General features: G+C 64.6%; 23 protein-coding genes and 1 tRNA gene. 4 read left to right on the top strand and 20 right to left on the bottom strand.

Annotated elements, in window-relative coordinates:
- Nucleotides 1-370 precede the first annotated feature (370 nt).
- Entirely contained in the window at nt 371-889 is a 519-nt protein-coding gene (locus tag EDE12_RS14695; RefSeq protein ID WP_083967314.1) for a transposase, read from the top strand.
- Nucleotides 890-911: 22 nt separating this feature from the next.
- Nucleotides 912-1,952: a Mu transposase C-terminal domain-containing protein gene (locus EDE12_RS14690; RefSeq protein WP_036290327.1), complete on the top strand. Its 1,041-nt coding sequence runs from the start codon at nt 912-914 to the stop codon at nt 1,950-1,952.
- Nucleotides 1,953-1,960: 8 nt separating this feature from the next.
- Here EDE12_RS14690 and EDE12_RS14685 read toward each other — a convergent pair whose 3' ends face one another.
- Both EDE12_RS14685 and pgi read right to left on the bottom strand, forming a co-directional pair.
- Complete coding sequence (locus tag EDE12_RS14685) at nt 1,961-2,917, bottom strand: hypothetical protein (RefSeq protein ID WP_134188139.1); 957 nt, start codon at nt 2,915-2,917, stop codon at nt 1,961-1,963.
- A 134-nt stretch (nt 2,918-3,051) separates the two neighbouring features.
- Entirely contained in the window at nt 3,052-4,692 is a 1,641-nt protein-coding gene (gene pgi / locus EDE12_RS14680) for a glucose-6-phosphate isomerase (protein WP_026598215.1), read from the bottom strand.
- Between the two features lie 333 nt (nt 4,693-5,025).
- On the opposite strand from pgi, the gene EDE12_RS14675 reads away from it, so the two are divergent.
- Entirely contained in the window at nt 5,026-6,063 is a 1,038-nt protein-coding gene (locus EDE12_RS14675; RefSeq protein ID WP_024879505.1) for a hypothetical protein, read from the top strand.
- A 13-nt stretch (nt 6,064-6,076) separates the two neighbouring features.
- Here the strand turns inward: EDE12_RS14675 and EDE12_RS14670 are convergent, their stop codons facing one another.
- Together EDE12_RS14670 and EDE12_RS14665 are read right to left on the bottom strand one after the other, a co-directional pair.
- On the bottom strand, nt 6,077-7,057 hold the full coding sequence (locus EDE12_RS14670) for an L-threonylcarbamoyladenylate synthase (RefSeq protein WP_026598213.1): 981 nt from the start codon (nt 7,055-7,057) through the stop codon (nt 6,077-6,079).
- Nucleotides 7,054-7,800: a peptidase gene (locus tag EDE12_RS14665; RefSeq protein WP_024879503.1), complete on the bottom strand. Its 747-nt coding sequence runs from the start codon at nt 7,798-7,800 to the stop codon at nt 7,054-7,056. The genes EDE12_RS14670 and EDE12_RS14665 overlap by 4 nt, the downstream gene beginning before the upstream one ends.
- Before the next feature lie 183 nt (nt 7,801-7,983).
- Here EDE12_RS14665 and EDE12_RS14660 point away from each other — a divergent pair.
- Nucleotides 7,984-8,059 (top strand) — tRNA-Ile (locus tag EDE12_RS14660).
- Between the two features lie 246 nt (nt 8,060-8,305).
- Here EDE12_RS14660 and EDE12_RS14655 read toward each other — a convergent pair.
- From EDE12_RS14655 to EDE12_RS14575, 16 genes are all read right to left on the bottom strand, one after another.
- A complete protein-coding gene (locus EDE12_RS14655; protein ID WP_026598212.1) occupies nt 8,306-9,136 on the bottom strand; it encodes a class I SAM-dependent methyltransferase in 831 nt (276 codons plus the stop codon).
- 29 nt (nt 9,137-9,165) lie between these two features.
- A complete protein-coding gene (arsB, locus tag EDE12_RS14650; protein WP_026598211.1) occupies nt 9,166-10,206 on the bottom strand; it encodes an ACR3 family arsenite efflux transporter in 1,041 nt (346 codons plus the stop codon).
- Nucleotides 10,207-10,294: 88 nt separating this feature from the next.
- Nucleotides 10,295-12,097 carry an arsenical pump-driving ATPase gene (arsA, locus tag EDE12_RS14645; protein ID WP_348630683.1) on the bottom strand — a complete coding sequence of 601 codons (1,803 nt, stop codon included), beginning with the start codon at nt 12,095-12,097 and terminating at the stop codon, nt 10,295-10,297.
- On the bottom strand, nt 12,073-12,429 hold the full coding sequence (gene arsD / locus EDE12_RS14640; RefSeq protein WP_026598209.1) for an arsenite efflux transporter metallochaperone ArsD: 357 nt from the start codon (nt 12,427-12,429) through the stop codon (nt 12,073-12,075). The genes arsA and arsD overlap by 25 nt, the downstream gene beginning before the upstream one ends.
- A gap of 18 nt (nt 12,430-12,447) precedes the next feature.
- Nucleotides 12,448-12,885: an arsenate reductase (glutaredoxin) gene (arsC, locus tag EDE12_RS14635; RefSeq protein ID WP_026598208.1), complete on the bottom strand. Its 438-nt coding sequence runs from the start codon at nt 12,883-12,885 to the stop codon at nt 12,448-12,450.
- Nucleotides 12,882-13,394, bottom strand: a complete 513-nt coding sequence (locus tag EDE12_RS14630) for an ArsI/CadI family heavy metal resistance metalloenzyme (RefSeq protein WP_026598207.1) — start codon at nt 13,392-13,394, stop codon at nt 12,882-12,884. The genes arsC and EDE12_RS14630 overlap by 4 nt, the downstream gene beginning before the upstream one ends.
- Nucleotides 13,391-13,735, bottom strand: a complete 345-nt coding sequence (locus tag EDE12_RS14625) for a metalloregulator ArsR/SmtB family transcription factor (protein WP_026598206.1) — start codon at nt 13,733-13,735, stop codon at nt 13,391-13,393. The genes EDE12_RS14630 and EDE12_RS14625 overlap by 4 nt, the downstream gene beginning before the upstream one ends.
- Before the next feature lie 172 nt (nt 13,736-13,907).
- Nucleotides 13,908-14,354 (bottom strand): hypothetical protein, encoded by a 447-nt coding sequence (locus EDE12_RS14620; RefSeq protein WP_134188138.1) that lies wholly within the window; start codon nt 14,352-14,354, stop codon nt 13,908-13,910.
- 43 nt (nt 14,355-14,397) lie between these two features.
- Nucleotides 14,398-15,279: a helix-turn-helix domain-containing protein gene (locus EDE12_RS14615; protein WP_026598204.1), complete on the bottom strand. Its 882-nt coding sequence runs from the start codon at nt 15,277-15,279 to the stop codon at nt 14,398-14,400.
- A gap of 81 nt (nt 15,280-15,360) precedes the next feature.
- Entirely contained in the window at nt 15,361-15,879 is a 519-nt protein-coding gene (locus EDE12_RS14610) for an arsenate reductase ArsC (RefSeq protein ID WP_026598203.1), read from the bottom strand.
- A gap of 580 nt (nt 15,880-16,459) precedes the next feature.
- Entirely contained in the window at nt 16,460-17,680 is a 1,221-nt protein-coding gene (locus tag EDE12_RS14600) for a PepSY-associated TM helix domain-containing protein (RefSeq protein WP_026598202.1), read from the bottom strand.
- A gap of 3 nt (nt 17,681-17,683) precedes the next feature.
- A complete protein-coding gene (locus EDE12_RS14595) occupies nt 17,684-20,137 on the bottom strand; it encodes a TonB-dependent receptor (RefSeq protein WP_198029869.1) in 2,454 nt (817 codons plus the stop codon).
- 174 nt (nt 20,138-20,311) lie between these two features.
- The gene (locus tag EDE12_RS14590) at nt 20,312-21,241 is read right to left on the bottom strand and encodes a FecR domain-containing protein (RefSeq protein ID WP_026598200.1); all 930 of its coding nucleotides are present in this window, start codon (nt 21,239-21,241) and stop codon (nt 20,312-20,314) included.
- Nucleotides 21,242-21,392: 151 nt separating this feature from the next.
- Entirely contained in the window at nt 21,393-21,869 is a 477-nt protein-coding gene (locus tag EDE12_RS14585) for an RNA polymerase sigma factor (protein ID WP_348625813.1), read from the bottom strand.
- 694 nt (nt 21,870-22,563) lie between these two features.
- Nucleotides 22,564-23,397 (bottom strand): DJ-1/PfpI family protein, encoded by an 834-nt coding sequence (locus tag EDE12_RS14580; protein ID WP_026598199.1) that lies wholly within the window; start codon nt 23,395-23,397, stop codon nt 22,564-22,566.
- A 9-nt stretch (nt 23,398-23,406) separates the two neighbouring features.
- A complete protein-coding gene (locus tag EDE12_RS14575) occupies nt 23,407-25,629 on the bottom strand; it encodes a TonB-dependent receptor (RefSeq protein ID WP_026598198.1) in 2,223 nt (740 codons plus the stop codon).
- Nucleotides 25,630-25,823 lie beyond the last annotated feature (194 nt).

Below are 25,823 nucleotides of genomic sequence, written 5' to 3'. Positions count from 1 at the left end.
GTGAAATCGACTACGTACGGATACGCACTCCACTGAATTGGCGAGAGTCTACGCTGCGACATTATGTAGCAAGACTGGCTCTATTCGATTCTCGGCCGTCATTCTTGCTATTTTGAACTATTCCAATTCCGTGAAACATCATCGAAACACATGGTTTACTAGGGTTTTCGCGCCTGCGCCCCGGCGCGGACGCGGGCGCGCTCGCGCGAGAGCCGCAGTTCGGCTCCACAGGCGCGCGTGGACTGTGCAAAATCGAACATTGTCTTCGGTTTTGAAATCATGAGAAAAATGCCACCTCGCGGAGCCGCGCGGCGATACGATCGACGAGCGTGCGACGCGGAGGTTCAGTCTGCACGAGGAACGCCTGGAAATGAGCGGAAATGTTCTCGATCCTGACCATCCCCGCCTGGCCCCGGCGCCCGAACGCAAGCTCGAGACGTCGATTGGACGCGAGAGACGCAGCCGGCGCCCGGATGAGAATCGTCATCGCGAGGAGGTCATTCGCGAGGTTCTCACGCGTGAGGGCGAGCGCCTGTCGCAGGAGGTCATTCGCAAGCTGACCAGCGATCTCGGCGTCAGCCGCGCCACCGCCTATCGCATGATCAAGACCTTCCGCAGCTGCGGCGCCGTCACCGCGCCGATGACGCGTCCGGTCGGCCGCCCCAAGGGCGCGCGCGTGCTCGATTCGGCGCGCGAGACGCTCATTCGCGACACGATCGAGACCTTCTATCTGCAGCCATCGCGGCCCAAGTTCAGCCAGCTGGTGCGCGAGATCGCCAAGCGCTGCTTGAAGGAGCGGCTGCCGGCGCCCAATTGGCGCACGATCAAGGCGCGCGTGCACGACATCGACATTCAGACGCGGGCGCGGCGGCGTAGCGAGACCGAGTAGAACAAAAGCGGCGGCGAGCAAGGTGCGGAAGAGATCAGAGGCCACACGGCCGCTCGAGGCCGTGCAGATCGATCACGCGAAAGTCGACGTGATGATCGTCGACGAAGACTCCGGCCGCGAGCTCGGCCGGCCGTGGATCACGCTCGGCGTAGACGCGCTCACACGAATGGCGACGGGCTTTCACCTCGCGCTCACGCCGCCGACGCGGCTGTCGGCGAGCCTCGCCATTCTCCACTCCGTCTGCGACAAGACGCGCTGGCTGAACGAGCGCGGCGTCGATTTCGATTGGCCGGTCGCCGGATTGCCGGAGGCGATCCATGTCGACGCCAACAGCTTCTTCGGTCGCCGCGCCTTCCTGCGCGCCTGTCGTGAAATCGGCATAGAGACGGTCTGGAGCGAGCCGGCGAGCGCACGCTATGGCGCGCACATACAGGAGCTGATCGGCAGCCGATTGGGCTGCGTTCCGCTCATCACCGATGTCGGCCCCATGGAGCGCGGCGAGCGCGACCTCTATGTCGGGCCGCATGCGCAACGTCTCACGCTGCGCGAGCTCGACAGCTGGATCGGCGCAGAGATCGCCGGCGTCTATCATTGCCGCAAGCATCGCGATCTCGGTCGCGCGCCGCTGACGCTGTGGCGCAAGCATATGCGCGGCGATCTGCTGCGCCTGCCGCTCGATTGCGTGAGCTTCCGCCTATCGCTGCTGCCGGACGACGAAGGCGTGCTGGACGAGGACGGACTGCGCCTGCACGGCCGCCTCTATTGGTCGCGCGCCATCGCCGATGATTTCGCCGCCGGGCGCAAGCGGCTCGAGGCGCGCTATGATCCGAATGATCCCTCGCGCATATTCGTCCGTCGCCCCTCTGGCCGACTCGTAAAGGCGCGCGCAATGGACACATGCGCGCTGACGATCACGACGGCGATGGAGGCGCCGCCGCCGTTCGACGTCGAATTGTCCGAAGACACGATCAGCGCATCCGTCGTGACGAGCACGACCGCTATCCCCTGCGCGCGCAAATGCGTGATCGCCTGCCCTTTCCTGCCCGTAGAGCGCCGAGCGTAGAGACTGGACTAGCTCTCGCGCGCCAAGCCTGTCCCGCGCGCGCCGAGCAGCCCCGACGCTACGGCGCGCAGCTTTTGGCCGAGGAGCGCGGCGAAGCTCACGCGCGGCGGCCGATCGTAAGCGGCCTCGAGATGCGACGCCACATCGCCGAGCGGACAGCCGTCGCCATGACGATCCAGCGCCTCGAGCACATAGCGATATTTTTCGTGATTGGTCATGGACAGCACGAATTTCTCGAGACTGCCCCAGCTCAGCAGATGCTCGCGCCGAACCGGCGTTCCGCCGCGCGCCATGCGGAAGGACACGGCCAGACGATCGCATTCGCGATCCTGCGTGCGATGAAAGACATCGCCGCGAAACAGCAGCAGATCGCCCTCGGCGAGTCGCGGCGTTTCGGCGATCGCTTCGACGTCGAAATCGAAAGCGTGCTTTTTCCCCGTGTCGCGAACGAGAACCATCGTGGCGCCCGATGCGCGCTTCAGCGACATGGCGCCTCGTCCGACCGTCAGCCGATGCGCCTCGGGCGCCGCCGCCTCGAGACGGTCGAGCGCCGCCAAGGTCAGCCCTGTCTTGTTTGGATCGGGCTTGGCGATGGGAATGAACATGTGAAGATAGTCCACATGGTTCTCACCCCACAACCACCAGCTGTCATGGTCCTGATGCCATGCGTCGGTCACGCCCGCCTTGGCCTTGCGCGACGACCAATAGACCGCGCCGCTCAGCATATCCGCTCGCGTCTCGCTGCCCGCCGCCAAGGCGCGGCAGACCTCGAGCAGACGCGGCTTCATCGCTTTCGCGCAATCGGGCGTGACGTCCTTCACGCCATAGAAGCGGAAGCTGACGCGCGAGGCATCGTCGAAATCGCGGCGCAGCCGCTCGATCTCTTCTCGGGAGAGAAAGCCGGGGACGGCGACAAATCCCTTGGCGCTATATTCTGCGATCTGATCTTCGGACAGGATCGACATGCAGCGGCCCAGCTTTGAAAAATTGCAAACCACTAGGATTGAATTGATAAAAATATTATCGTCGCACAGGGCCGCGCGTCAATCGCGCGCGCCGCGCAACGCACGGCGTCTTCCTTCCCGCCAGCGACGGACAGTCAGGCTTCTCTTCGCCGCCAGCGGATGAGCCCCGCCGTCGAGCCGTCGAGCCCTGCGAGCGGCGCGGTCTCGCTCTCCACGATCGGCGCCAAACGATTGGCCAGCTCCTTGCCGAGCTCGACGCCCCATTGATCGAAGGGGTTGATGTCCCAGATCACCGATTGCACGAAGACCTTGTGCTCATAGAGCGCAACGAGGCGACCCAGCGTGCGCGGATCGAGCCGGCGATAGAGCAGCACGCTGCTCGGCCGATCGCCGGTGAAGACCTTGTGCGGCGCCAGCGCTTCGACGCGCGCGGCGTCTAGCCCTGCGGCGGCGAGCTGCGCTTTCGCCTCGGCGAGCGTGCGCCCGCGCATGAAGGCCTCGCTCTGCGCGAGGCAATTGGAAAAGAGCAGCGCGTGATGATGCGCATCGGCGGCGATCGGCTCGGCGGCGATGAGGAAATCGATCGGCGTGACGTCGGTTCCCTGATGCAGCAGCTGGAAAAAAGCGTGCTGGCCATTGGTCCCCGGCTCGCCGAACACGATCGGCCCGGTCGCGAATTCCACGACGCCCCCGTCGCGCGCCACCGATTTGCCGTTCGACTCCATGTCGAGCTGCTGCAGATAGGCGGGAAAACGCGCGAGGCGCTGGTCATAGGGAATGATCGCCTGCGCCGCCCTGCCCTCGACGTCGCGATGAAACACGCCGATCAGCCCCATCAGCGCCGGAATATTGCGATCGAGCGGCGCGCTGCGAAAATGCTCGTCCATGTCGAAGCCGCCGCGCAGAAATTCCGTGAAATTCTCCGGGCCTATGGCGATGACGAGCGAGAGGCCGATGGCCGACCAGATGGAATAGCGGCCGCCGACCCAATCCCAAAAGCCGAAGACGCGCGAAGGATCGACGCCGAACTCCGCGACCTTGTCGAGCCGCGTCGACACGGCGGCGAAATGCGCGGCCACCGCCGCCTCGCCCAATCGCTCCACGATGAAAGCGCGCGCCAGAGCGGCATTGGCCATGGTCTCTTGTGTCGTGAATGTCTTGGAGGAGACGATGAACAGCGTGCGCGCCGCATCGAGACCCGCGAGCGTGTCCGCCATATCGGCGCCGTCGACATTGGAGACGAAATGCGCGCGCGGGCCGCCTTTGCCGAAAGGCGCGAGCGCGCGCGCGGCCATGGCCGGGCCGAGATCGGAGCCGCCGATGCCGATATTGACGATATCGGTGAAAGGCGCGCCGCCGGCGCCGCGCAATTCGCCCGACCGCAGCGCGCGCGCAAAGGCGTAGACCTTCCCGCGCTCCGCCTCGACCACGCCGCGCACATTCTCGCCGCCGACGATGAGAGGGCGATCCGAGAGATCGCGCAGCGCCCAATGCGCGGCGGCGCGGCCCTCGGTGAGATTGACGGGCTCGCCGGCGAACAGCGACGCGCGCGCTCCCTCGAGATCGGCGGCGCGGGAGAGATCGACGAGCAGACGCATGGTCTCGCCGTCGATCCGATGCTTGGAGAAATCCAGCAGGAAATCATCCAGCGCCACCGAGAATTTCGCGAAACGATCGGCATCGGCGGCGAATAGATCCAGCGTGCGCGACGCGCGCAACGCCCGCGCGCGATCCTGCAGCGCCGCCATCGCTTCGAGAACGCGCGGACGGGACATTCGATCTCCTCCCGGGACGACGGCGACGCTCGCGGTCTCCGCCTCGCTGTTTTCTTTAGCCGATCCGCAGCGAATGCGCGCGCTCTGCAGCGCAACGATTTTCGCCGGCGCGAGATTAGAGCGCTTTCCGATCGAACGATATCGCTCGATCGATCAGAACTCACTCCAAAACTGAGACTCTAGAGCCCTCTCCGCTCCGATTGGATCGGAGGCTCTCATGCGAATCACCCAGCCTTGTCTCGGCAGAGATATACGTCTGGTTGCTTTCTGACTGTATTATGACAGTTACATGTGTGATTTATCTCGTTCGGATGACATGGCGGAGGAGCCTTGGTGCGGCAAATTCCTTTTCTGGATGTGCGAGATGGCGGTCCCATCGCCCATGCGGCGGCGCGTATCGCGGCGGCCGAGGCGCTGCGCGACGCCTGTCTCGCGCCCATGCCGCGCTGGGGTCACGTCTGCCTCGCGCCGCTCGATCGGCTGGCGCGATCCTGGCTGCAGAAATCCGACTCCCGCTATTTCGAGGATTTGGAGCGCATCGCAGAAATATTGGGATTTCACGGCGCGGCGACGCTCAACATGTCCTATCTCTTCGCCTGCACCACCCAGGCCTTTGTCGCGCCCGACGGCGCTCCGACGATTCGGCGCTCGCTCGACTGGCCGTTTCGCGGCCTCGGCCGCGGCGTCGAGATCGCCTGGGCCGCCGGCCCAGCGGGCGGCTTCTACAATGTGACCTGGCCGGGGGCGATCGGCGTGCTGACGGCCATGGCGCCCGGACGCTTCTCGGCTGTGATCAATCAGGCGCCGATGCGCCGCCGCATCGAAGGCGTCGCCGCCTTCCCTTATGATTTCGCGCTCAATCTCGCCAATGCGCTGAAATACGAGACCGGCTGGCCGCCGGATCATCTGCTGCGCTACGCTTTCGAGACTTGCGCGACATTCGAAGAGGCGGTCGCTCTGCTCGCGCGCGAGCCGCTGGCGCGGCCCGTGCTGTTCACGCTGACGGGAACGGCTCCGCATGAGATCGCGCTGATCGAGCGGACGGAGCGCGAGGCCCATGTGCTGCGCGGTCCCGTCATCGTCGCCAATGATTGGCAGCAGCCGCGCGCTGGCTGGCGCGGGCGCATGGGGCCGGAGAATAATGAGGCCCGCCGCGCGCTGATGCGCGAGACATCGGCCAACGCCGCGCCCTTCGCCTGGGCCATTCCGCCCGTGCTCAATCACACGACGCGCCTCGTGGTCGAGATGAGCTCCACCCACGCGGATGGTCTCGCCGCGCGCGGCTATGAATGCGCGCCCTGGCGCAGCCTGCCGGAGCCGGCGACGATGGATTTCCGCCTCGGAGACGGCGCAGCCGCCCTCGCGGCATGATTAGTGCCCCTGATTACTTCGGCGCCGCGGCCCGCCGCAGCCGATCATTGATCGCCTCGCCGAGCCCATGCGCCGGAATCGGCGCGACGGCCACGGCCGTTGCGCCGCGGGCGTCCAGCTCGCGCAAATAGAGGAAGAGATTGGCCGCCGCCTCCTCGAGATCGGCGGAGGGCGATAAATCCAGCAGGAGCCCCACCCCTCCGCGTTCGGCGAGACGGCCGCCGAAGTCGAGCCCGGCCTCGCCCGCGAGCAGATCCTTGGCCTCGAGCCGCAGCCGCGCCGATGGCGCATAATGGGAGGCGGTCATCCCCGGCGCGACGATCGCCGCCCCTCCGCCCTCGCCCTCCAGCGGCGCGCCCAAAAGCTCCTCCAGCGCCTCTCGCGCCAATGCGCCCGGCCGCAGCAGCCGCGGCCGCGCGCCGAGAAAGGCGACGATCGTCGATTCAACGCCTTTGTCCGCCCGCCCGCCATCGATGACGAGATCGACCCTCGCGCCGAGATCCTCCAGCACATGCTCCGCCGTCACCGGGCTGACATGGCCGGAGCGATTGGCCGAAGGCGCCGCGATCGGCCGCCCCGCAGCCAAAATCAGCGCCCGCGCGACCAGCGCCGACGGCGCCCGCAGCGCCACGCTCTCGAGGCCGGCGCGCGCGAGCTCGCAGACTGAGCCGCCTGCCGCCCGCGGCGCCACCAAAGTCAGCGGCCCGGGCCAAAAAGCCTCGGCGAGCCGCAGCGCCGCCGGCGGCAGCTCCGCCTCCCGCAGCGCCGAATCGATATCGGCGACATGGGCGATGAGCGGATTGAAGCTCGGCCGTCCCTTGGCGGCGTAGATTTTCGCCACCGCCGCGGGCGAGGTCGCATCCGCCCCGAGCCCATAGACCGTCTCAGTGGGGAAGGCGACGAGCCCGCCCTCGCGCAAAATGCGCGCGCCTCGTTCGATCGCCTCCTCCCCGGCCGGCGCGCGCCGCGCCGCGCCGTCCTCGCTCAGCGTCATCGCGCCCCGCCATAGGGCGGCGCCGGAATGGCGATATGCGCGGCCCGCAGCGCCCGCGACCAGCTCTCCCGCAAATCCCGGAAATAGGGATCAGAACCGTCTATGCGCGTCGAGACGTCGGTGCGCAGCGCGTCACGGCGCAGCAGAGCGATATCGACCGGCAGGCCGACGGAAAGATTGGAGCGAATCGTCGAATCCATGGAGATGAGCCCGATCTTGAGCGCATCGAGCACATCGGTGTCGAAGGAGACCGCGCGGTCGAGGATGGGCTTGCCATATTTGTGCTCGCCGATCTGCAGATAGGGCGTGTCCTGCGTGCATTCGATGAAATTGCCGGCCGTATAGACCATGAACAGCCGCAGCTGGCCGTTGCCGATCTGCCCGCCGAACAGCAGCGAGACATCGAAGCTGACCCCCGAATCCTCCGCCCCCTCCCCCGCGATGGCGTGCGAGCGCCGAACGGCGCGGCCGACGAGCTGCGCCGCCTGCAGCATCCCGCGCGCGTCGACGAGGCGCTCGATCTCATGAGTCTCGGGATTTTCGAGCCCCTCCGCGAGCAGAGTGACCGCGCCCTGAGTGACGGAGAGATTTCCGGCAGTTGCGAGCATCATGACGCGCTCGCCCGGCTGCTCGAAGACATGGAGCTTGCGAAATGTGGAGATATTGTCGAGCCCCGCATTGGTGCGGGTGTCGGCGATCATGACGAGGCCGCCGCGCACGAGAATGCCACAACAATAGGTCATCGCCGCTCCGATAGCTCTGGCCCGGCTCCGACGCCTGGCGCGTCCGGAGGGCGGGCGGCGCAACTTAGCGCATCGCAAGGGATTTGGTCGCGCGAAATTCAGCCGGCGCCCAATTTTCGATCGGACGTTGCGGCGCGGCGCGAATCCGCTATAGGAACACTATTCCCGGCCGAAACGGCGGCTGGGCCGGTAGCTCAATGGTTAGAGCCGGCCGCTCATAACGGTCTGGTTGTAGGTTCGAGTCCTACCCGGCCCACCAATGAAATCAAATGGATAAGCTTCGAAATTGAATTCGGTGGCCTTGATGGTCCACCGATCCCATGCGGCGGTCAGAATCGCTCCAGGACGTGAACCCGAGTAACGCCCGAGGATGAGGAACCGGCAAAGGCGCCGCAGCGGGCACGACCTGTCTCTCCGGCCGGGCTCTTGCGCCCGCAAGAACTGCATAACCTAATGCAGCCGTCGCCCAAAACAGTCGACGGACCGCACTCCTTGGACGCGAGCGTCACTCGGGAGACAATTTCTTGGTGGCGACGGCGTAAAGGACATTCGTCTCGATCGAAGTCGCACCGCTCGCGCGCAGGAGAGACAAATTTGTCTCTCTGACACGCGAAAAGGTCTCGGGATCGAGTTGCGCGAGTGTCCCGCGATAGCCGCTGCCCATCGCGATCGCCCACCAATCATCGGGCGACTGTAAGGGGTGACGGCCAGCTTCAGCCGCTATGTCGACGTCGCTCACGCCTGCGGCGGCCAGCATTTCGTGCAGACCCGCCGGTTGGGAAATACGGTCCCAGGGATTGAAGCCCCGAAAGAGATCGGGGCGCTCCTGCCGTATCGCGTTCCAGAAGGCGCTGTTCGCGGGTTCGAACAGATCGGGTCCCCAAGTCGTGATGGCGAGCCGACCGCCCGGACGCACCATGCGCCACAGTTCCCGGACCGCCCCGGTCATGTCGGGCACGAAAAAGACGCCGAACACGCAAATTACCGCATCGAATGCGTCGTCCGGATAGCCGAGGGCGAGCATGTCGGCGACGCGGAACTCGATAGTGTCGAGGCCCTTGCTCTGCGCTTTCGACGCGGCCAATGCGATCAAGCGTTCGGCGAGATCGACGGCGATCACTCTGCCCTTCGGTCCGACGCGCTCGGCGGCCGGTAAGGCCGATCCGCCGCTGCCCGAGCAGACGTCGAGCACACATGCGCCGGGCCGAAGATCGAGACGAGCGACGGTCTCTCGTCCGAAGCGATGCCAAAACGAGCTCACGGGGTGGTCGAAATAGTCGGCGGCGGCATTGTAGGCGGCGGCGGCTTTCGCCTTTGCTGCTTCTAATTCGTTCATCCGATTTCCCTGATCTCGCTATGCGTCGCTCACGCGCGCGAGGACACGCCGGCGTTCTCGTACCATGTCCGCGAGCGGCGGACGATATGGACGACGGAGAGCATGACCGGCACTTCCACCAGCACGCCGACGACGGTCGCGAGCGCCGCGCCCGATTGGAAACCGAACAAAGCGATCGCCGTCGCGACTGCCAGCTCGAAGAAATTGCTGGCTCCGATCAGCGCCGAAGGGCCGGCGACACACCATTCGACGCCGAGGCGGCGATTGAGCAAATAGGCGAGGCCGGCGTTGAAATAGACCTGGATCAAGATCGGCGTCGCCAAGAGCGCGATGACCAATGGCTGACGCATGATCTCCTCGCCCTGCAGGCCGAACAGAATGACGAGCGTCAGCAGCAGCGCGACGAGCGAGAGCGGGCCGAGCACGCGCAGCGTCGCTGCCAACACCGCCGCGCCGCCCTTCGCCAACAGCGCGCGCCGCCAGAGCTGCGATGCGATGACCGGCGCGACGATATAGAGCGCGACCGACAGCAGCAGCGTGCCCCAAGGCACGGTGATGGACGACAGGCCGAGCAGCAGAGCGACGAGCGGCGCAAAGGCGACAATCATGATCGTGTCGTTGAGCGCGACTTGCGACAAAGTGAAATGCGGCTCGCCCTCGACGAGGTTGGACCACACGAACACCATCGCCGTGCAAGGCGCCGCCGCCAGCAGAATGAGGCCGGCGATATAGGCGTCGATCTGATCGGCCGGCAGAAAGGGCCGGAACAGATGCGCGATGAACAGCCAGCCGAGCAGCGCCATGGAGAAGGGTTTCACTAGCCAATTGATGCCGACGGTGACGGCGATGCCGCGCCAATGCTCGCGCACTCGGCCGAGCGCGGCGGGGTCGATCTTCAGCAGCATGGGAATGATCATCAGCCACACCAGCGCCGCGACCGGGAGATTCACCTGCGCGACCGTCGCTTCTCCAATGGCGTGGAAAACGACGGGCGTCGCCTGGCCGAGCGCGATGCCGACGATGATGCAGAGCGCGACCCATAGGGTCAGATAGCGCTCGAAAACACCCATGGCGGGCGCTGCGGATGCTTTGCTTCGATCCGGCTCCATGGCGGCCGGAGTTGCGCGCAGTTCCATCGGATTTCCTTTCGGTGAAATATCAGGCGGCTTCGACAGCGTGGCCCGCCAGCTCCAGAAGACGAGAAACGCCGACCGGCTCTTCCTTCAGCAGCGGGACGATCGCATAGCGTCGCGCATGCGTGGCGGCGACGGCGTCGATCTCGCGTATCTCATTGCGCGCGCGCTGACGGAGCAGCGGCGAATGCGGGCGCGCGGCGGCCACGCTATTGTTGATGATCCACGCCCAAGGCTCGATTCCGGCGCGCCGCAGATCGGCCTGAAGGCCGGCCGCCTCCAGAACGGGAGTCGTCTCGGCGAGCGTCGCCAGCAGAACCTTGGTCTGTTTCGGATCCTGCAATTGCATCATCGGCGTCGTGTAATGCGCGCCTTTGGCGTCCAATTGGCGCGCGACCTCGCGATGATAGGCGCCGGTCGCGTCGAGCAGCAGCAGTGTATGGCCGGTCGGCGCCGTGTCCATCACCACGAAACTCTCGCCCGCCTCGCGGATGATGCGCGAGAAGGCCTGAAACACGGCGATTTCCTCGGTGCAGGGCGAGCGCAAATCTTCTTCCAGCATCGCGCGGCCCGCGGCGTCCAGCTTGGCGCCCTTGGCGGCGAGGATCTCGCGACGATAGCGCTCCGTTTCCGCATGCGGATCGATACGGCTCACTTTCAAATGCTCCAATGATCCATGGAGCGTTTCCGCAAGATGCGCAGCCGGATCGGAGGTGGTGAGATGCACGCGCAGGCCGCGGCGCGCGAGCTCCACGGCGACGGCGGCCGCCAGAGTCGTCTTGCCGACGCCGCCCTTGCCCATCAGCATCACGAGGCCGTGACCGTCCGCCGCTATTGCGTCGACCAGCTCCGACAGGCTGGGCGCGTCGAGCGCGATCGGCTCGTCATCGCTCGCGTTCGCCGGCGACGGCGCTGCGACGAGCAATTGCCGCAAGGCGTCCAAGCCGACGAGATTGAACGGCCTGAGCGCGACGCGATCACAGGGCAAAGCGGCGAGCTCGGCGGGCAGCGCGCGCAACGCCGCCTGCTCGCGCTCATAGATGGCGGCGGCGAGCGCATCCTGCTTCGCCTCCTCTTCCGGCAGCAAGCCGTTGATGACGAGATATTGCTGCGCGATGCCGATCGCCGCCAGCTCCTTATGCGTGCGGGCGATTTCGTTCAGCGCCGATCGCTGCGCGCGGGCGACAAGCACGAGGCGCGTGCGCGCGGCGTCAGCCAGCGCCTCCACGGCGCGGCCATATTGCGCGCGTTGCTTGTCCAACCCCGCCAGCGGCCCGAGGCAAGAAGCGTCGCCCTTGCCGGATTCGAGAAAGCCGCTCCACGCGCCGGGCAATTGCAGGAGACGGATCGTATGCCCCGTCGGCGCGGTGTCGAAGACAATGTGATCGTAATTCGCGGTCAGCGCGGAATCGACCAATAGCGCGGTGAACTCATCGAAGGCGGCGATCTCCGTCGTGCAGGCGCCCGACAATTGCTCCTCTATCCCTTTCACCACCGCGTCCGGAAGCAGGCCGCGCACCGGGCCGACGATACGGTCGCGATAGGCCTGCGCTGCGGCTTGCGGGTCGATCTCCAGCGCCGACAGGCCCGGCGCGCCGGGAATGTCGGTCATCCGATTGCCGATGATCGCGCCGAACACTTGCGCCACATTGGACGCCGGATCGGTGCTGACCAGAAGCACGCGGCGGCCGGCCTCGGCGAGCGCGATCGCCGTCGCGCAGGCGATCGACGTTTTGCCGACCCCGCCTTTGCCGGTGAAGAACAGGAAGCGCGGCGGCTGCTCGAGGAATTTCATCACGGCCTTCAGCAGCTGCCACCGCCACAGCATCCGCTCGGCTTCGGCTCCGTCGCGGTCTCGACGAGCCCGGCCCAGCGGGCCAGCTCGCTGCGGCTCGGATAGCGCCCGGCGAGAGCGACCTCGCCCGCAACGAGCACCAGAGGCAGCGCCTCCTGTCCAGAGCGCTCGAGAAAGCCTTTCACGATCGCATTCTCGGCGAAGGCGAGCGGCTGCTGCGCCAGATTGAATCGCTCGATGCGGGCGCCGTTCTGCTTGGCCCAATCGACATCGGCGGCAAAGCTCACCAGCGCCTGATCGACCTCTGTTCCGCACACGCCCGTGCTGCAGCAGAGCGCCGGGTCATAGACTTCGATTGCCGTCATATCCGTCTCCCTCGATTGCTATGCCGTCGCCACGCGCCGGCCGGCGGAATCGACGATGAGCTCGCCGTCCTCCTTGTAAAACGCGCCGCGCTGCGGCAGCGGCAGAATGTCCAGCACCGCCTCCGACGGACGGCACAGCTTCACGCCGATGGAGGTGACGACGATCGGCCGATTGATGAGGATGGGATGCGCCATCATCGCATCGAGCAATTGCTCGTCGGTCAGCGTCGGATCGCCGAGGCCGAGCTCGTGATAGGGCGTCCCTTTTTCCCGCAGCAGCGCCCGCGTCGATATCCCCATTCGCGCGATGAGCTGTGCCAGCAGCGCGCGCGTCGGCGGCGACTTCAAATATTCGATCACATGCGGCTCTATGCCGGCGTTGCGGATGAGGCCGAGCGTGTTGCGCGAGGTTCCGCAATCGGGGTTGTGATAGATGATCACATCGGACGCGCTCATGCGGGCTCCTTCGCGCCGCAGCACGGCGCCTTTGCGGGAAGCTCCGGCTTCGGCGGACAGCATTCGCCCTGCGGCGTCGTCGGCGCGCAGCAGGCGTTCGCCTCGCCCTTCAGCGCATCCAGCACCGGATCGCCGCCATAGACCGCGCTCTCGCCCGTCGTGAGAAAGGTCTCCCACATCAGCCCTTGCGGATCAGCGATCCAGGATTTTTCCGACTGCGCATAGCAGCAGGTGGTCGCGCCCTCTTCATAGATGCGCCCGCCGGCCTGCTTCAGGCGTCCATAGACGTCTTGCAGCTCGTCCGCGGTTTCGACCTGAATGCCGAGATGCTCCAATCCGAGGCTCGACCCGCCTCGCGCGGAAATGGCGAAATTCACGCGCGGATCGTCGAGCATCCATTTGGCGTAATCGGGCTTTGCGACCGTCGGCGCGGCGCCGAACAGCGCGCTGTAGAATTGAATGGATCGCGGCAGGTCATCGACGGACACATGCAGATGCAGGCGCTTCATGGAACCCTCTCGGTCTGGCAGGTCGTATCGGCTTCCGTGACGCAGCAAGCGGCGGCGTCGCCCTTGCAGCAATTCTCCGTCAGATAGGCGAGCAGCGCATTCATGACGGGATAGGCGGCCGAATAGATCAAGGAGCGGCCGTCCCGACGGAAGGTCACGAGATCGGCGTGCTTGAGCTGATTGAGGTGGAAAGACAGAGTGGTCGAAGGAAGCCCCAGCCGCTCGCTGATTTTTCCCGCAGGCAGCCCCTCCGGGCCGGCCTGCATCAGCAGTCGGAAGATATCGAGCCGCGATTCGTGCGCGAGCGCGACGAGGGCCGTGATGGCGGATGTCTTTTCCATAATTCCAATATATTTGAATTATGGGGGAGATCAAGCGCTTTACGGTGGTTTCTGAGCTCACCTCGATGCACACAGTCATGCCCGCGCTTGTTGTGCTTATTCCGAGTTTCTACTCCGCAACGCGGAAAGAGCGGGTCAAAATTTACCGCCGATGTAGTCAGCTTACATCAGGTCACAGTTCCAGCTTTTCTGCCAAATCCATTAGCTCGGAAACGGTCGTGATGGTTGCCGGCACATTTTCAAACCGCGCGACGACCGATGCATAGAATCGATGAAAACCATCGGTCGTACCGTAAGAATATCGGCGATAGCGAAACGGCGTAGACGCTAGGCGCTCATTGAGTTCAGGTAGTTGGATTAATGGGATCGCTTCAATCTCGGACTCCGTTGCGATCCAGCTCATAACGCGGATCATCCTTGTGCGATCAAAGCCGAGCCAATCATTCGGACACGTCTTCGCCCGGTAGGGCGGTTCGATCTCATCAAGCGGGACAATTACGGCGTTAGCTGTCGAGCGGTAGGACGAGGAAGCCGGGGTGAAGGCATCCATACCCGACTCGACAAGCCAGTCGTCCGGAATTTCAAAGCCGCAAGGAAAATGTGGCATTGGGACGCGCATTGAGACTCCAATCAATTTACGAAAGGATAATATCATCCTCCGGTCACGCCGCGCTCGTCATCGCCAGCTCCGTCGCCCCCTCCATCGTCGCAATATCGGCGAGACGGCACTTCAGCGCCGCCCGGTCCAGCGTTTCGAACGGCAGATTGACGAAGGCGGTCAGCCGCGCGCCGAGGCGGCGATAGGCTTCCATGAAGGCGGCGCGCTTCTGCGCGTCATCGCCCTTCACTATCGCCGGGTCGGCGACGCCCCAATGCGCCAGCAGCGCGTTGCGCGGCCAGGGGCCGCAGGGCTGCTCGCATATGTCGTCGCAGAGGGTGATGACGAAATCCATGCGAGGCGCGTCGGGCCTCGTGAATTCCTTCCAGCTCTTGGAACGAAACGCCCGTGTGTCATAGCCGAGCGACGACAGCAATTCGACGCCGATCGGATCGGGCCGCTCGGCGGGCCGACTACCCGCGGAAAAGCCGCGGAAGCGGTCGCCGCCCTCACGGTTCAGGATCGCCTCCGCCAGAATTGAGCGCGCGGCGTTGCCGGAGCAGAGAAACAAAACATTGCGCGCCCGCCTGCTCGCCGATTTCGGACGCTTCTGCGGAAAGGCGGGCGCGGAGAGCGTGAGATCATCCAGCGACGCGCCGAGATCGGCCAGCATCGTCGTGAGCACATGGCCCAATTTGCCGGAATTGGCGGCGTAGATCACCGAGCGCCCCTCGCGTCGTCCAAGGACGAGGCCCGCGCGTTCGAGATGGGCGATATGGGTCGAGAGCGTATTGTGCGGCACGGCCAGCAGGCGGGCGATGTCGCCCGCCGGCAGCCCATAGGGAAGATAGCGCAGCAGCAGACGATAGGCCTCGAGCCGAGTCGTCTGCGCCAAGGCCTCGAAAATGCCGACGATCTCCTCCGCGGTGAGCCGATCTTCCGCCATTTTCTTCCTCCGCCCTTCGCGGAAGATAGCCCATTCGTCGATATTTCGCTATGTCTCGACGAAATGCGCCAATGGCGGCGCTCAGGCGGCGCCGTCGACGGGCTTCGCCTTGCCGATCTCCTCGAGCCGCCTCTGCAAGGAGAGCTTGTCCAGACCCTTCATCGGCAAGGAAGCGAAGATCGAGATACGGTTATTGAGCATGCGGAATGCGTCGGCGAAGGCCAGATGCTTTTCGACCTCGGTCCCTTCGACAGCGGCGGGGTCGGGCAAGCCCCAATGCGCCGTCATCGGCTGGCCTGGCCAATAGGGACACTCTTCTTTCGCAGCGTCGTCGCAGACGGTGAAGACGAAATCGAGCGGCGGAGCGCCGGGCTCGGCGAATTCGCTCCAGCTCTTCGAGCGATAGCCGTCCGCCTTGAACCCGGACTTCTCCAATACGGCCACCGTATACGGATTGACCTCGCCTTTTGGGCGGGAGCCCGCGCTATAGGCGTTGAATCGACCTGCGCCCACGCGATTGAGGATCGCCTCGGCGATGATCGAGCGCGCGGAATTGCCGGTGCAGAGAAAAAGAACATTATAGACTTTGTCTTCCGTCATTGGGCTCCCTCCCGGCTATTGCCGTTATGTCTGGACCTCTCGACATATTGATATATCGCTCCTCGCCTTTTCTGCAAAGCGCGAGATGGAGCCTCGATCCCGATTTTGACGCCGCGCCCCTGGGCTTCGCCGCATCCCGGAAGAAGTGCGAGCGTCGCGACAACCTGCAGCTTTTCGACCAGCTGAAGAAGACGGCCAGCTCCGCGCTGTCGCTCACCCCATCCGCGACGCTGGCGACAGATCGCGCGCCGAAGCGGCTCATCCAATGCGCCGCCCGCACGTATGAGAATCGCATCCGCTACGCTGACCCGCGCCATGGAGGACGGAAGCATCCTTCGCCTCGAGGAGCAGCAGGACCCGCTCATCGCCGTGCTGTCGGAAAAGACGCCGCCGACCCCCGAGCTCGACACGGTCGTAGACGCAATTTCCCGACCTCATGGCGACGGCGCTCACCGGGCGGGACATGGGCGCCTCTCGCGCTCGTCATATCGCGGACGCTCGCGGCTCGCGCTCGTTCGGACGCAGACCATTCGAAGCCGGCGCCGGCATGGCCTCGAGCAGATGGCTTCGAACGCCGCGCCTACTCGGCGGTCGTCGGCTCCGGCGACGCGCTGGTCGCAGCGCCGTGCTTGCGGAATCCGCGCGCTTTCCTTTTCTTCCACCAGATATAGACGCCTGTGACCGAAAGCATAGCGATAGCGAGGCCGAGCGCGCAGACGAAGATGCGATATGGAAGGCCGAACACATTCGCCATGTGCAGCTCCATCAGCCATGCGGTCAGCGTATTGCCCGTGCGCGCGCCCGAGGGCGGAGCAAAGCTCGATAGCTCGCCGCCATGAGCGTCGAAATAGACCGAAGTGCTCCCATATTTCTCGCCGATGTCGAGGCTGCTGTGCGCGCTATAGCGATAGCGTCCCTCCTCACGCTCCAGAGCGAGCGCGACCTGCCTTTCGACCGTGAAGCCTTTCGTTTTCGCCTGCTCGTCCATCAGCCGCGCGCCGATCGCCTGCGCCTCCCGCCACCCCAGCGGTTCGCGACCGTCGGAAGCGGATGGCGGCGCCGGCTGCGCCCAGATCGGCCGCTCGAAATCGAACAGCAGCTCCGTCACGCTCATATAAAGGCCGTTCAAATTCATGAACACGCTGGACCAGGCGAAGACGAGCAGCGCCACCCACAGCCACAGGCCGCCGGCGCGATGCAGATCGAAATTGATGCGATAGAAGGACGCGCTGGATTTCACGAGCCAGGACGGTCTCCAGCGCTGGAGAAAGCCGCGCTTGTGCGCTCCGCCCTGCGGCGGCAAAGTCAGGTAGAAGCCAACGAAGCAATCGATCGTCCAGGCGAGCGCGACAAGGCCGAGAATCCAGCCGCCGAATTCGCCGAGCGCCAGCGCATAATGCAGACGATAGACGAAGGGCAGGATCGTGCTCGCTCCGTCGGGCAGCCCCTTGGTCGAGCGGCGGCCCAGCTCCTCGCCGGAGCCTTCGTCGAGGAAGAGCTGATTGAAGTCGAGCGGAGACGCGCCAGGGCGCGCCTCCATGCGAATGGTCGCCGAGCCCATTCCGTTGAAGAAGACGGATTGGACTTGCGCCTCCGGGGCCAGCGCCTCGGCCCGAAGCGCAAGCGCGCCGGCGTCGCGCGCGACGCTCGCCCGCGCGCCGGGGAAGAGCCGCGGCGATAGCCATTGGTTCAGCTCCGGCAGAAAGGCGAGCAGCGCGCCGGTGAGGCCGACCAGGATCAGAAACCCGGCCATGGTCAGGCCGACCCAGCGATGTACGATAACCCAGAAGGAACGCCGCATCTTTTAGAACTCGACTTTGAGCGACCCGAGGAAGGTGCGCGGCGCGCCGGGCATGATGAAATTGCCGCTGTTCGAGCCGACAAAATAATGTTCGTCGGCAAGATTGTCGATATTGAGCTGCGCGGTGACGCGCGTCGGCCCTATCCGCCACGAATAGCTGCCCATCACATTCACGATCGCATAGCCGGGCAACTGGTAGCTATTGCCCTGATCGCCCTCTCGCGGCCCCACGGCCACCACGCCGGCTCCGACCTTCAAGCCGAGGAGCGAAGCCTGCTGGAATTCGTATGTCGTCCAGAAGCTCCCATAGTGTTCGGGCGCGAGATAGAGGCGCTTGCCCTGATTGCGATAGCCGCCGCTGGCGTCGCTGTCCTTCGTGATCTTCGCGAAAGGCAGATAGGAATAGGCGCCGATGACTCTCAACCCGGGGAGGACCTCACCGGAAACATCGAATTCGATTCCGCGCGTTTCGGCTTCGCCGATCGTCCGTCGTAGGTTCGGGTTCAGAGGATCTGGCACAGGGAGATTGCGCTTTTTCAGGTCGAAATAGGCGAAAGTCGCTGTCAGACGTCCATCATCGGCTTCGGCTTTCAGGCCCGCTTCCCATTGCTCGGACGTTTGCGCGGGAAAGAGCGCGCCATCGGATCGTAAGACGCTATTGGCCGCGCCGAATCCTTGCGAATAGCTTCCATATACCGAGAGCCAAGGCGCGGGGCGCCACAACAGGCCGCCGCGCGGACTGACCTGTTCCTCTTTCGTGGTGATCACATTCGCGAGATTGTTGACGGCCGTCGCGCTGTCGAATCGGAATCCGCCCATCGCGAAGAAGTTATAGGGAAGCTCCATCTGATCCTGGAAATACAGGCTGTGCCATTCCTGGGAGAGATCGAGCCGCCCGATCGTCGCTGGCGACACCGGTATGACGGTGTAGGGCAGATAGGTCGGAGCGTAGATATTGAACGGGGACGCCACTACGCAGCAATTGCGAAGACCGACGAGCTTGTCGTCGATGTGGAAGTAGTCGTAACCGAAGAGCAGCTTGTGCCGCACGGGGCCGGTGTCGATCTTTCCGGTGAGATTGAGAGTCGTGTAATAGCGATCGGACGTCGTGTCGGGCGCCTGATTGTAGAAGCGTCCCAATGTTCCGTCAGCGTTCGCTTTGCCGAAAAACATCGTCCGATTATCGAACGCCATGTGCTCGAAGGTGAATCGATGCGTCAGCGTCCAATTCTCGTCGAAATCATGCGACCAGTTCAACCCATAGAGCGTACGATAGCCCTTGTTGACGCTGTTGAGAGGATCGCCGACGAAGCGCGTCCTCTGGATAGGCGCAGGGCCGGAGCCGAGCGGCGGTATGCCGGGATCGGGACGCTCGTCGAATTGCTGATATTCGAATTCGAAATTCGCGCGCGTCGCCGCGTCGATGTTCCAGCGCACCACCGGCGCGATGAAGACGCCTTCATTCTCGACGAAATCGCGAAACGATCCGGCGTTCTCATAAGCGATATTCACACGATAGAGGAGCGATTTCTCCTCGTTGAGCGGGCCGGTGGAATCGATCGTCGTCCGGTAGAAATCGAATGATCCGGCCTGCTGCTGAATGGCGTGATAGGGCGTCTCCAGCGGCTGCTTGGTGACGAGATTGACGATGCCGCCGGGCTCGCTGCGGCCGTAGAGAATGGACCCCGGCCCTTTCAGCACTTCGATGCGCTCGAGATTGGCGGTGTAGCGCTTCGTCGTGCCGCCGCCGAGCACGCCGGGCAGAGCGAAGCCATCTCGGTAGATCGTATCATTGAAGAAGCCGCGAATGATGAATATGTCGCCGAGACCCTGATTGCCCGGCATGGGCAGCACGCCGCTGACATTCTGCAGCGCCTTCTCGACGCGGATCACCTGCTGATCCTGCAACACTTGCTGCGGCACGGCCTTCACCGAGAACGGCGTCTCCATGATCGGCGTGTCGATCTTGGTCGCTGTGGACGTGTTCTTGGGATTGTAGGTCTTGGCGTCCCCGCCGGAGCCATTGCCCGGCCGTCCTGCCGGCACGGCGCGCTCCGCCCCCACATCGATCGGCGGCAGCGACTCGGCCCCGGCGTCATTGCGCACGCCATTGTCCGCCTGCGCCAGAGTGATCAGCACCGAGCGGCCGTTATCGGCGAATCTGTAAGTGAGCGTGGTTCCCTCCAGCAGAGCGCGCAAGGCGTCCTGCGTGGTGAATTGGCCGGACAATCCGCGCGTTCGCACGCCGCGCGTCAGCCGCGCGTCATAGGAGAGCCGAAGATCGTTCTGATCCGCGAAGGCGGTGAGCGCTTCCGTGAGCGGGATTTGGTCGATGCGGTAGAATTTGACGGCGCCGGTCCGCTCCTGCGGAGCGATGGCGGCCTCGGCCGGACGGGAGGTCGATCCTGAGCCCGCCATCAAAAAGCCGACTGTCGCCGCCGCGATTGCCGAACCCATGTCGCTCTTCCCCTTCGGGGCCTTCGTCCTCGCCATTGCGCCGCCTTTTGAATTCATCGAGGGCGCGAAAATGCCCCCTCATTGGATTCAACGCGGTCGATCTGCGCCTCGGAACCATGCCGAAAAAAAAGCCTCGAACTTTTTTCCGGGCAGGTGGAATTTCGGCGAAGGACGTCACTCGTGGAGCAGGATCAGATAATTCGACAAGCGATAGGCCGAGAGGCCGAGCGCGGTTTCGATATCGGCGAGGGCCTGCGTCGGATCATCCGTGCGATAGACGCCGGTCACGCGGCGCGCGCAAATCTCGCGGCGCAGACAATAGACGACGCCATGACGATAGCGGCCGAGCATGGCGAGCACATCGCCGAGCGCCTCGTCCTCGACGATCAGCCTGCCGCGCCGCCAAGCGGTGAGCTTCGCCACATTCGCGCCGGCCGGCGCGCTCGCGGAAGAGCCGCGTAGGAAGCTCGTCTCCTGCCCTTCCCGAGCGACGACCTCCGCGCCGCCGCTGGCCACGGAAACGCTGTGCTCCGTGACCGTCACGCGCGCGCCATTCTCGTCGAGGGCGACGTCGAAAGACGTGCCGAGCGCTGTCGCCGAGCCACCGGCGGCCTCCACGACGAAGGGTCTCGACGCATCCGGCGCCACATCGAACCATGCCTCCCCGCGCAGCAGCGTGAGGCGACGGCGCGCCGGCGTGAAGTGGAGCGTGATCGCCGAGCGCGCGCCGAGCTCGACATGCGATCCGTCCGCGAGCGTCACGCGACGCGTTTCGCCGGCGCCGGTGGAATAGTCGGCGACAAACGGAATGGAGAGATCGCCGAGCAACAAGGCGAGAGCCATAGCGGCGGCGGCGCCGGCCATGACCGGGCGGCCCCTGCGCCTCACCGGAGCTTGCTTCGCAGGGCGGCGCACGCTCAGCGCGGCGAACTCGGCGGATAATCCCTCGGCCTCGCGGAACGCCGCCGCATGCGCGGTATCGGCCGCGAGCCAAGCGTCGAGCGCCGCCTGCTCCTTGCGCGTCAACGGTCCTTCCTTCTTTCGAAGGACCCAGTCCACCGCAATGTCGTGCGGGTCTTCCGGCGTATCGCTGTCGAAGCTCATGCGCGTCGCCGCCTGATCGGCATGGACATTGATTTCGGGAATGACGCCGCAGCGCGCCGCCTGGCCCCGCTCCTGATCGCTTTGCCCGCGCCCTCTATAGAGTACAACGCGCTGGATGGAAAAAACGGAACCTCGCGATGTAACAGCATGATCAGCGCGCCGCCTCGCGGCAGCGCCGAAAGGCGAGGCGGATATGCCGCCGCGCCATGCTGTCGGAAATGCCGAGCCGCGCAGCGGCCTCCTTCACCGGCAGGTTTTCCTGCATGACGAGGACAAAGACCTCGCGGCATCGGGGCGGAAGCGTTTCGATCGTCGCGATCAAAAGCCGCGATCTGTCGCTCTCCTCGCTCGACGCTCCGGGCAAGGCTTCGGCCGAGGGCGCCTCCGGCAGCTCTTCCTTGAATTCGAGATATTTCGCCTCGGTATTGCGCCGCCGCGCGAGATCCCGCGCGAGGTTTGTCGCGATCGTATGGAGAAACGCCTCTGGATCGGGCATGGCCTCGAGCCCGCCACGGCGCAGAGCGCGGATGAAGGTCTCCTGCAGCAGGTCCGGCGCGTCGTTCGCGCCCGCTTTGCCGCGCAGGTAGACGAGAAGCTGACGACCGTGGCGCTTGAAAAGCTCGCCCACGGAGCGCCGCAATGCAGAATCGAGCATTTTGCACCGGCGAGGGCTGATCGAGATCGCAAAAAGCCCGAGCGGCGGTCCCGGCAGGGAGATCGCTACGCCTCTAGGGCTGGCGGCAATGGGATCGAGAAAAAGCGCGGCGGGGCGCGCTGCGACCACGAGCTGATCCAGCCGGCCGGCGATGATGGCTCCACCATCCGAGACTCGTCGCCCAGAACGATCTCGGCGGCCCGGAATGAGAGAACGGCGCCGGCTGGGAGGACCGAGAGAAAACCCGTCGGACCATCGATCTGGCCGGCCCGGCACGGAATGCAGCAGGAGCAAGAAAAATGCGGTCCAGGGGAATGGCGATGGCCATCGGCGCCGCCGGACGTGGCGCAATGGCCGGCCTCTGCGGCGACGACCCCCGGTTCGACAGCGGACAAAGCCGCGACCGCCATGCCGGGCAAGACGAGAGCCCAAGCCAAGAGGCCCACGATCAATAGGCGGGCTATTCCCTTCGGCCAGAGCGCGAACTTATCCATTCTCCATACGGAACCCCCGGATGCTGGCGAGTGTCAAGCGCGGGGGACGGCGAGCCAGCGAAACCCTTTCCCTGTTGCAGAAGCGCAACAGAGACCGCCGCGGCGCCGACGAAGCCGGAACCCACCCCGGTCCTTCGCCGCGCGAACCGAAGGCGCCGTGATTTTTCGAGACCTCAGAGCCGCTTCGATTTCGCGAAAGCGTCTCGGCCGACCTTGTCGGCGGACAGCCGGAAACCGGCGAACATTTGCTCCATCATCGCTTTGACCGCCGCCGGAGCCCGCTCCGGCTGGCCGGCGTCGAATGGCGGCTCGGGCGCATATTGCGCGATGAGCTGCACGCCCTCGGCGTAAGTGCGGTCGCGCAATTCGCCGACCAGAGCCAGGGCGAAATCGAGGCCCGCCGTCACGCCCTCCGCGGTGATGCGATTGCGATCGCGCACGAAACGGCCGGGCGTCGGCGTCGCGCCGAAGATCGGCAGCAGCGGCTTCGCCGACCAGTGCGACGTCGCACGATAGCCGTCGAGCAGGCCCGCCGCGCCGAGCAGAAGCGAGCCCGTGCAGACCGAGGTGACATATTTCGCGCGCGCGCCGCGGCTTTTGATGAAGCGCAACGTCGGCTCGTCCTGCATGGCGGCGAGCGTGCCGGAGGCGCCGCCGGGCACGCAGAGAATATCGAGATCGACCGGCGCATCGTCGAAGCTCGCGTCCGGCGTGATCGTCAATCCCGTATCGCTGACCACCGGCGTCTTGCTCTTTGCGATCACGAAAGCCGTCGCGCCCATCAGCCCGGTGAGCATGTAATGCGGGCCGATCATGTCGAGCGCGGTGAACTCCGGATAGATCAGAAAGCCGATCTTCTCATTGCCGGACCACGAGGCCGGCATGTTCGACATATCATGATCGGCCGTGACCTTCTGATCGGCGCGCGCATCGAGCGCGCCGCCGGCGACGAGCGCGGCGAATGCGGCCAAGGCTTCGCCGAAGCGGCGGCGATCGAGCGTGTCCAATGGCCCCTCCTACATTTTCACGGAAACGGTGGCGAAGAATGTGCGCCCCTCCCCCGGCGCGACGCGCCCGGAGAGATAGGGATATTGGACGTAATAGCGTCGATCGCCGAGATTTTTGGCGGCGATCGAGAAGGTGAAATTCTCGTGCTTGTAGGCGACATCGGCGTCGAATGTGATGTAGCCCGGCGTCGTCCAGGTGCGGCCGAGTTCGACGCGCGAGGATGAGGCGGCGTAGAAGCCGGCGCCGAAGGACCAGCCCTGCAGCGCGCCGTCGAAGGCGTAATGGCCCCAGAAACGGCCGGAGTCGCTGGGCGTCCCGACGAGGCGCGCGTTCATATATTGCGTGTTCTCATCGCTCGTGACCTTGGCGTCGATATGGGCGTAGCTGCCGAGGAAAGAGAGATTTGGCGTCGGCTGCCAGACGAGGTCGGCCTCGAATCCATGCGAGTTCTGCTCGCCGGTCTGCCTCTGAGTGAGGGAGCCGGACACGGCGGTCGGCACATTGGTGCGCGTGAGATCGAAATAAGCGAGCGTGCCCGAAAGGCCGAACGGACCGTCGAGCTTCACGCCGCCTTCGAGCTGTCGCGACCCTTCGGGCTTGGGCGGCGCATTATTGGCGCCCGAGAAATAGCTGACCCCGCGCAAGCCTTCAGAATAGCTCCCATAGACGGAGAGCCAGTCGGTCACATCATAGGTCGCGCCGACGCGCGGCAGCACGCGCGTCGCGCTCGCGTCATAATGAGTCGGCGGCGTGACCGCATTTTCGGTGAAATGGATATCGACCGTGGCGACGCGCAGAGCGCCGAGGAAATGCAAGCGATCGAAGATCGTCGACTGCAATTGAACGCTCGCGCCGGCGTTCTGATAGCTATTTGCGATCTTCGTGAACACCACCGTGTCCGCCGCTCCTTCGACCGGCAGCCGAAAGGCCGGAAAATAGGGCGCGCGAAAGTCGATCAGCTGAGGGAAGCCGAAGAAGGGATCGGCGTCTGTCGCATTATTGCCCGCCATGACTCCGTGATCGACGACGCGATTGAAATCGCCGCCGACGAGCAGACGATTGCGGGTCGGGCCATAGTCGAATTTCGCGACGAAATTGGAGCTGATCGAGAATTCGGTCAGCTTCTGATCGAGAATGTCGTTCGCGACATAGAATTGCGACGGCCCGCCATAGACGCCGTAGGGACCGAAGTCGTACGTGGTCGGCTCATTGCCGAAGAGGAGCTGCGACGGCTCGTGAATTTTCGTGACCGAGTAGCGCGCCGTGGTGAAAGTGGAAAATGTGTCGTCGAAGGCGTGATCGAAGCGCGCCGTCACCGACTGCGATTCCGTGGAGGTGACGGGAAGGCCGGCGTTGGCGAGGAAGGCCGAGCGGCGAATGGAATAGAATGAGCGATCGACAGAGCCGACGGCCGGCAGGCCGGGATAATCCTGCTGCTCGCGCCGCGCGATATGGCCTTGCAGCGTGAGCGAGGTTCCCGCGTTATTGGTGATGGTCAGCGTCGGATCGAGCGTGTAGCTCTGGCGGCGGATCGTGTCGACAATCGATTGCGAGGTCTCGAACTGGCCGGCGAAGCGAAACAGCAGCGTCTTGGAGTCATTGAGCGGCTGATTGATGTCGAGATAAGGACTGCCGAAGCGATAGCCGCCGGCGCGCACGCCCACTTCCGCGAACCGATCCGGTGTGGGGAGCTTCGACACGATGTTGACGACGCCTCCGATCGGGCTCGACCCGCCTTGGAACAATATATTTGCGGGACCCTTCAAAACCTCGACCCGCTCGACATTGACGAGCAGATCGCGCTCGCCGAGCGAGCCGTAATTCGGCAATCCGTCGATATAGCGCTCCGCGTCCATTCCGCGCAGCTTGACGCCGAGCCCGCCGGGAAAGCGCGGATCGAGCGGCGTGAGGCCGGAGATGTTGTGGAAGAGTTCGGACTGCGAGATGGCGTTTTGGTCGTCGATCAGCTTGCGTGGGACGACGACGACGGAAAGCGGCAGCTCCTTGAGCGGCGTGGCCATGCGCGCGATGCGCGCGGTCAGCGCCTGATAGCCGCGCACCGGCCCGGCGGTGGTCTGCTCGACATCCGTGGCGGTCTTTGCGGCGGCCGCGCGGCGCTCATCCGCAGCGATGGAGATGGGCGGCAGCGCCTCTTGCGCGGCGGCGCCGGGCAGGCCGGCCACGACGAGGGCGAGCGCGCTGACCGATCGCAGGGAAAAACGACGATTCATTTGTGGCCTCCTTGATCGCCGCTCTCTCGACGGCGTGGATGTCGTAACGTCCGACAGGGGAGCGAGGCCCGCCAGCCTCCAACCCTCGGAGCAGCGCTCTAAGGACCCCACTTAACCCGAATGTAACGTGAGCGCCGCCTCCATGGCTTTTCGCGGACTGTGGCGCCGGCGCAACAGTCACGCTCGCGTCCGCT

Source organism: Methylosinus sp. sav-2, from assembly GCF_004366495.1.
GTDB lineage: Bacteria > Pseudomonadota > Alphaproteobacteria > Rhizobiales > Beijerinckiaceae > Methylosinus.
This window is presented reverse-complemented; position numbering and strand designations above follow the sequence as displayed.

Bases quoted from the DNA above. Each gene is read 5' to 3' on its own strand.
- EDE12_RS14695 (WP_083967314.1), top strand. From the start codon at position 371: ATGAGCGGAAATGTTCTCGATCCTGACCATCCCCGCCTGGCCCCGGCG.
- EDE12_RS14685 (WP_134188139.1), bottom strand. From the start codon at position 2,917: ATGTCGATCCTGTCCGAAGATCAGATCGCAGAATATAGCGCCAAGGGA.
- pgi (WP_026598215.1), bottom strand. From the start codon at position 4,692: ATGTCCCGTCCGCGCGTTCTCGAAGCGATGGCGGCGCTGCAGGATCGC.
- EDE12_RS14670 (WP_026598213.1), bottom strand. From the start codon at position 7,057: ATGACGCTGAGCGAGGACGGCGCGGCGCGGCGCGCGCCGGCCGGGGAG.
- EDE12_RS14665 (WP_024879503.1), bottom strand. From the start codon at position 7,800: ATGACCTATTGTTGTGGCATTCTCGTGCGCGGCGGCCTCGTCATGATC.
- EDE12_RS14655 (WP_026598212.1), bottom strand. From the start codon at position 9,136: ATGAACGAATTAGAAGCAGCAAAGGCGAAAGCCGCCGCCGCCTACAAT.
- arsB (WP_026598211.1), bottom strand. From the start codon at position 10,206: ATGGGTGTTTTCGAGCGCTATCTGACCCTATGGGTCGCGCTCTGCATC.
- arsA (WP_348630683.1), bottom strand. From the start codon at position 12,097: ATGCTGTGGCGGTGGCAGCTGCTGAAGGCCGTGATGAAATTCCTCGAG.
- arsD (WP_026598209.1), bottom strand. From the start codon at position 12,429: ATGACGGCAATCGAAGTCTATGACCCGGCGCTCTGCTGCAGCACGGGC.
- arsC (WP_026598208.1), bottom strand. From the start codon at position 12,885: ATGAGCGCGTCCGATGTGATCATCTATCACAACCCCGATTGCGGAACC.
- EDE12_RS14630 (WP_026598207.1), bottom strand. From the start codon at position 13,394: ATGAAGCGCCTGCATCTGCATGTGTCCGTCGATGACCTGCCGCGATCC.
- EDE12_RS14625 (WP_026598206.1), bottom strand. From the start codon at position 13,735: ATGGAAAAGACATCCGCCATCACGGCCCTCGTCGCGCTCGCGCACGAA.
- EDE12_RS14620 (WP_134188138.1), bottom strand. From the start codon at position 14,354: ATGCGCGTCCCAATGCCACATTTTCCTTGCGGCTTTGAAATTCCGGAC.
- EDE12_RS14615 (WP_026598204.1), bottom strand. From the start codon at position 15,279: ATGGCGGAAGATCGGCTCACCGCGGAGGAGATCGTCGGCATTTTCGAG.
- EDE12_RS14610 (WP_026598203.1), bottom strand. From the start codon at position 15,879: ATGACGGAAGACAAAGTCTATAATGTTCTTTTTCTCTGCACCGGCAAT.
- EDE12_RS14600 (WP_026598202.1), bottom strand. From the start codon at position 17,680: ATGCGGCGTTCCTTCTGGGTTATCGTACATCGCTGGGTCGGCCTGACC.
- EDE12_RS14595 (WP_198029869.1), bottom strand. From the start codon at position 20,137: ATGGGTTCGGCAATCGCGGCGGCGACAGTCGGCTTTTTGATGGCGGGC.
- EDE12_RS14590 (WP_026598200.1), bottom strand. From the start codon at position 21,241: ATGAGCTTCGACAGCGATACGCCGGAAGACCCGCACGACATTGCGGTG.
- EDE12_RS14575 (WP_026598198.1), bottom strand. From the start codon at position 25,629: ATGAATCGTCGTTTTTCCCTGCGATCGGTCAGCGCGCTCGCCCTCGTC.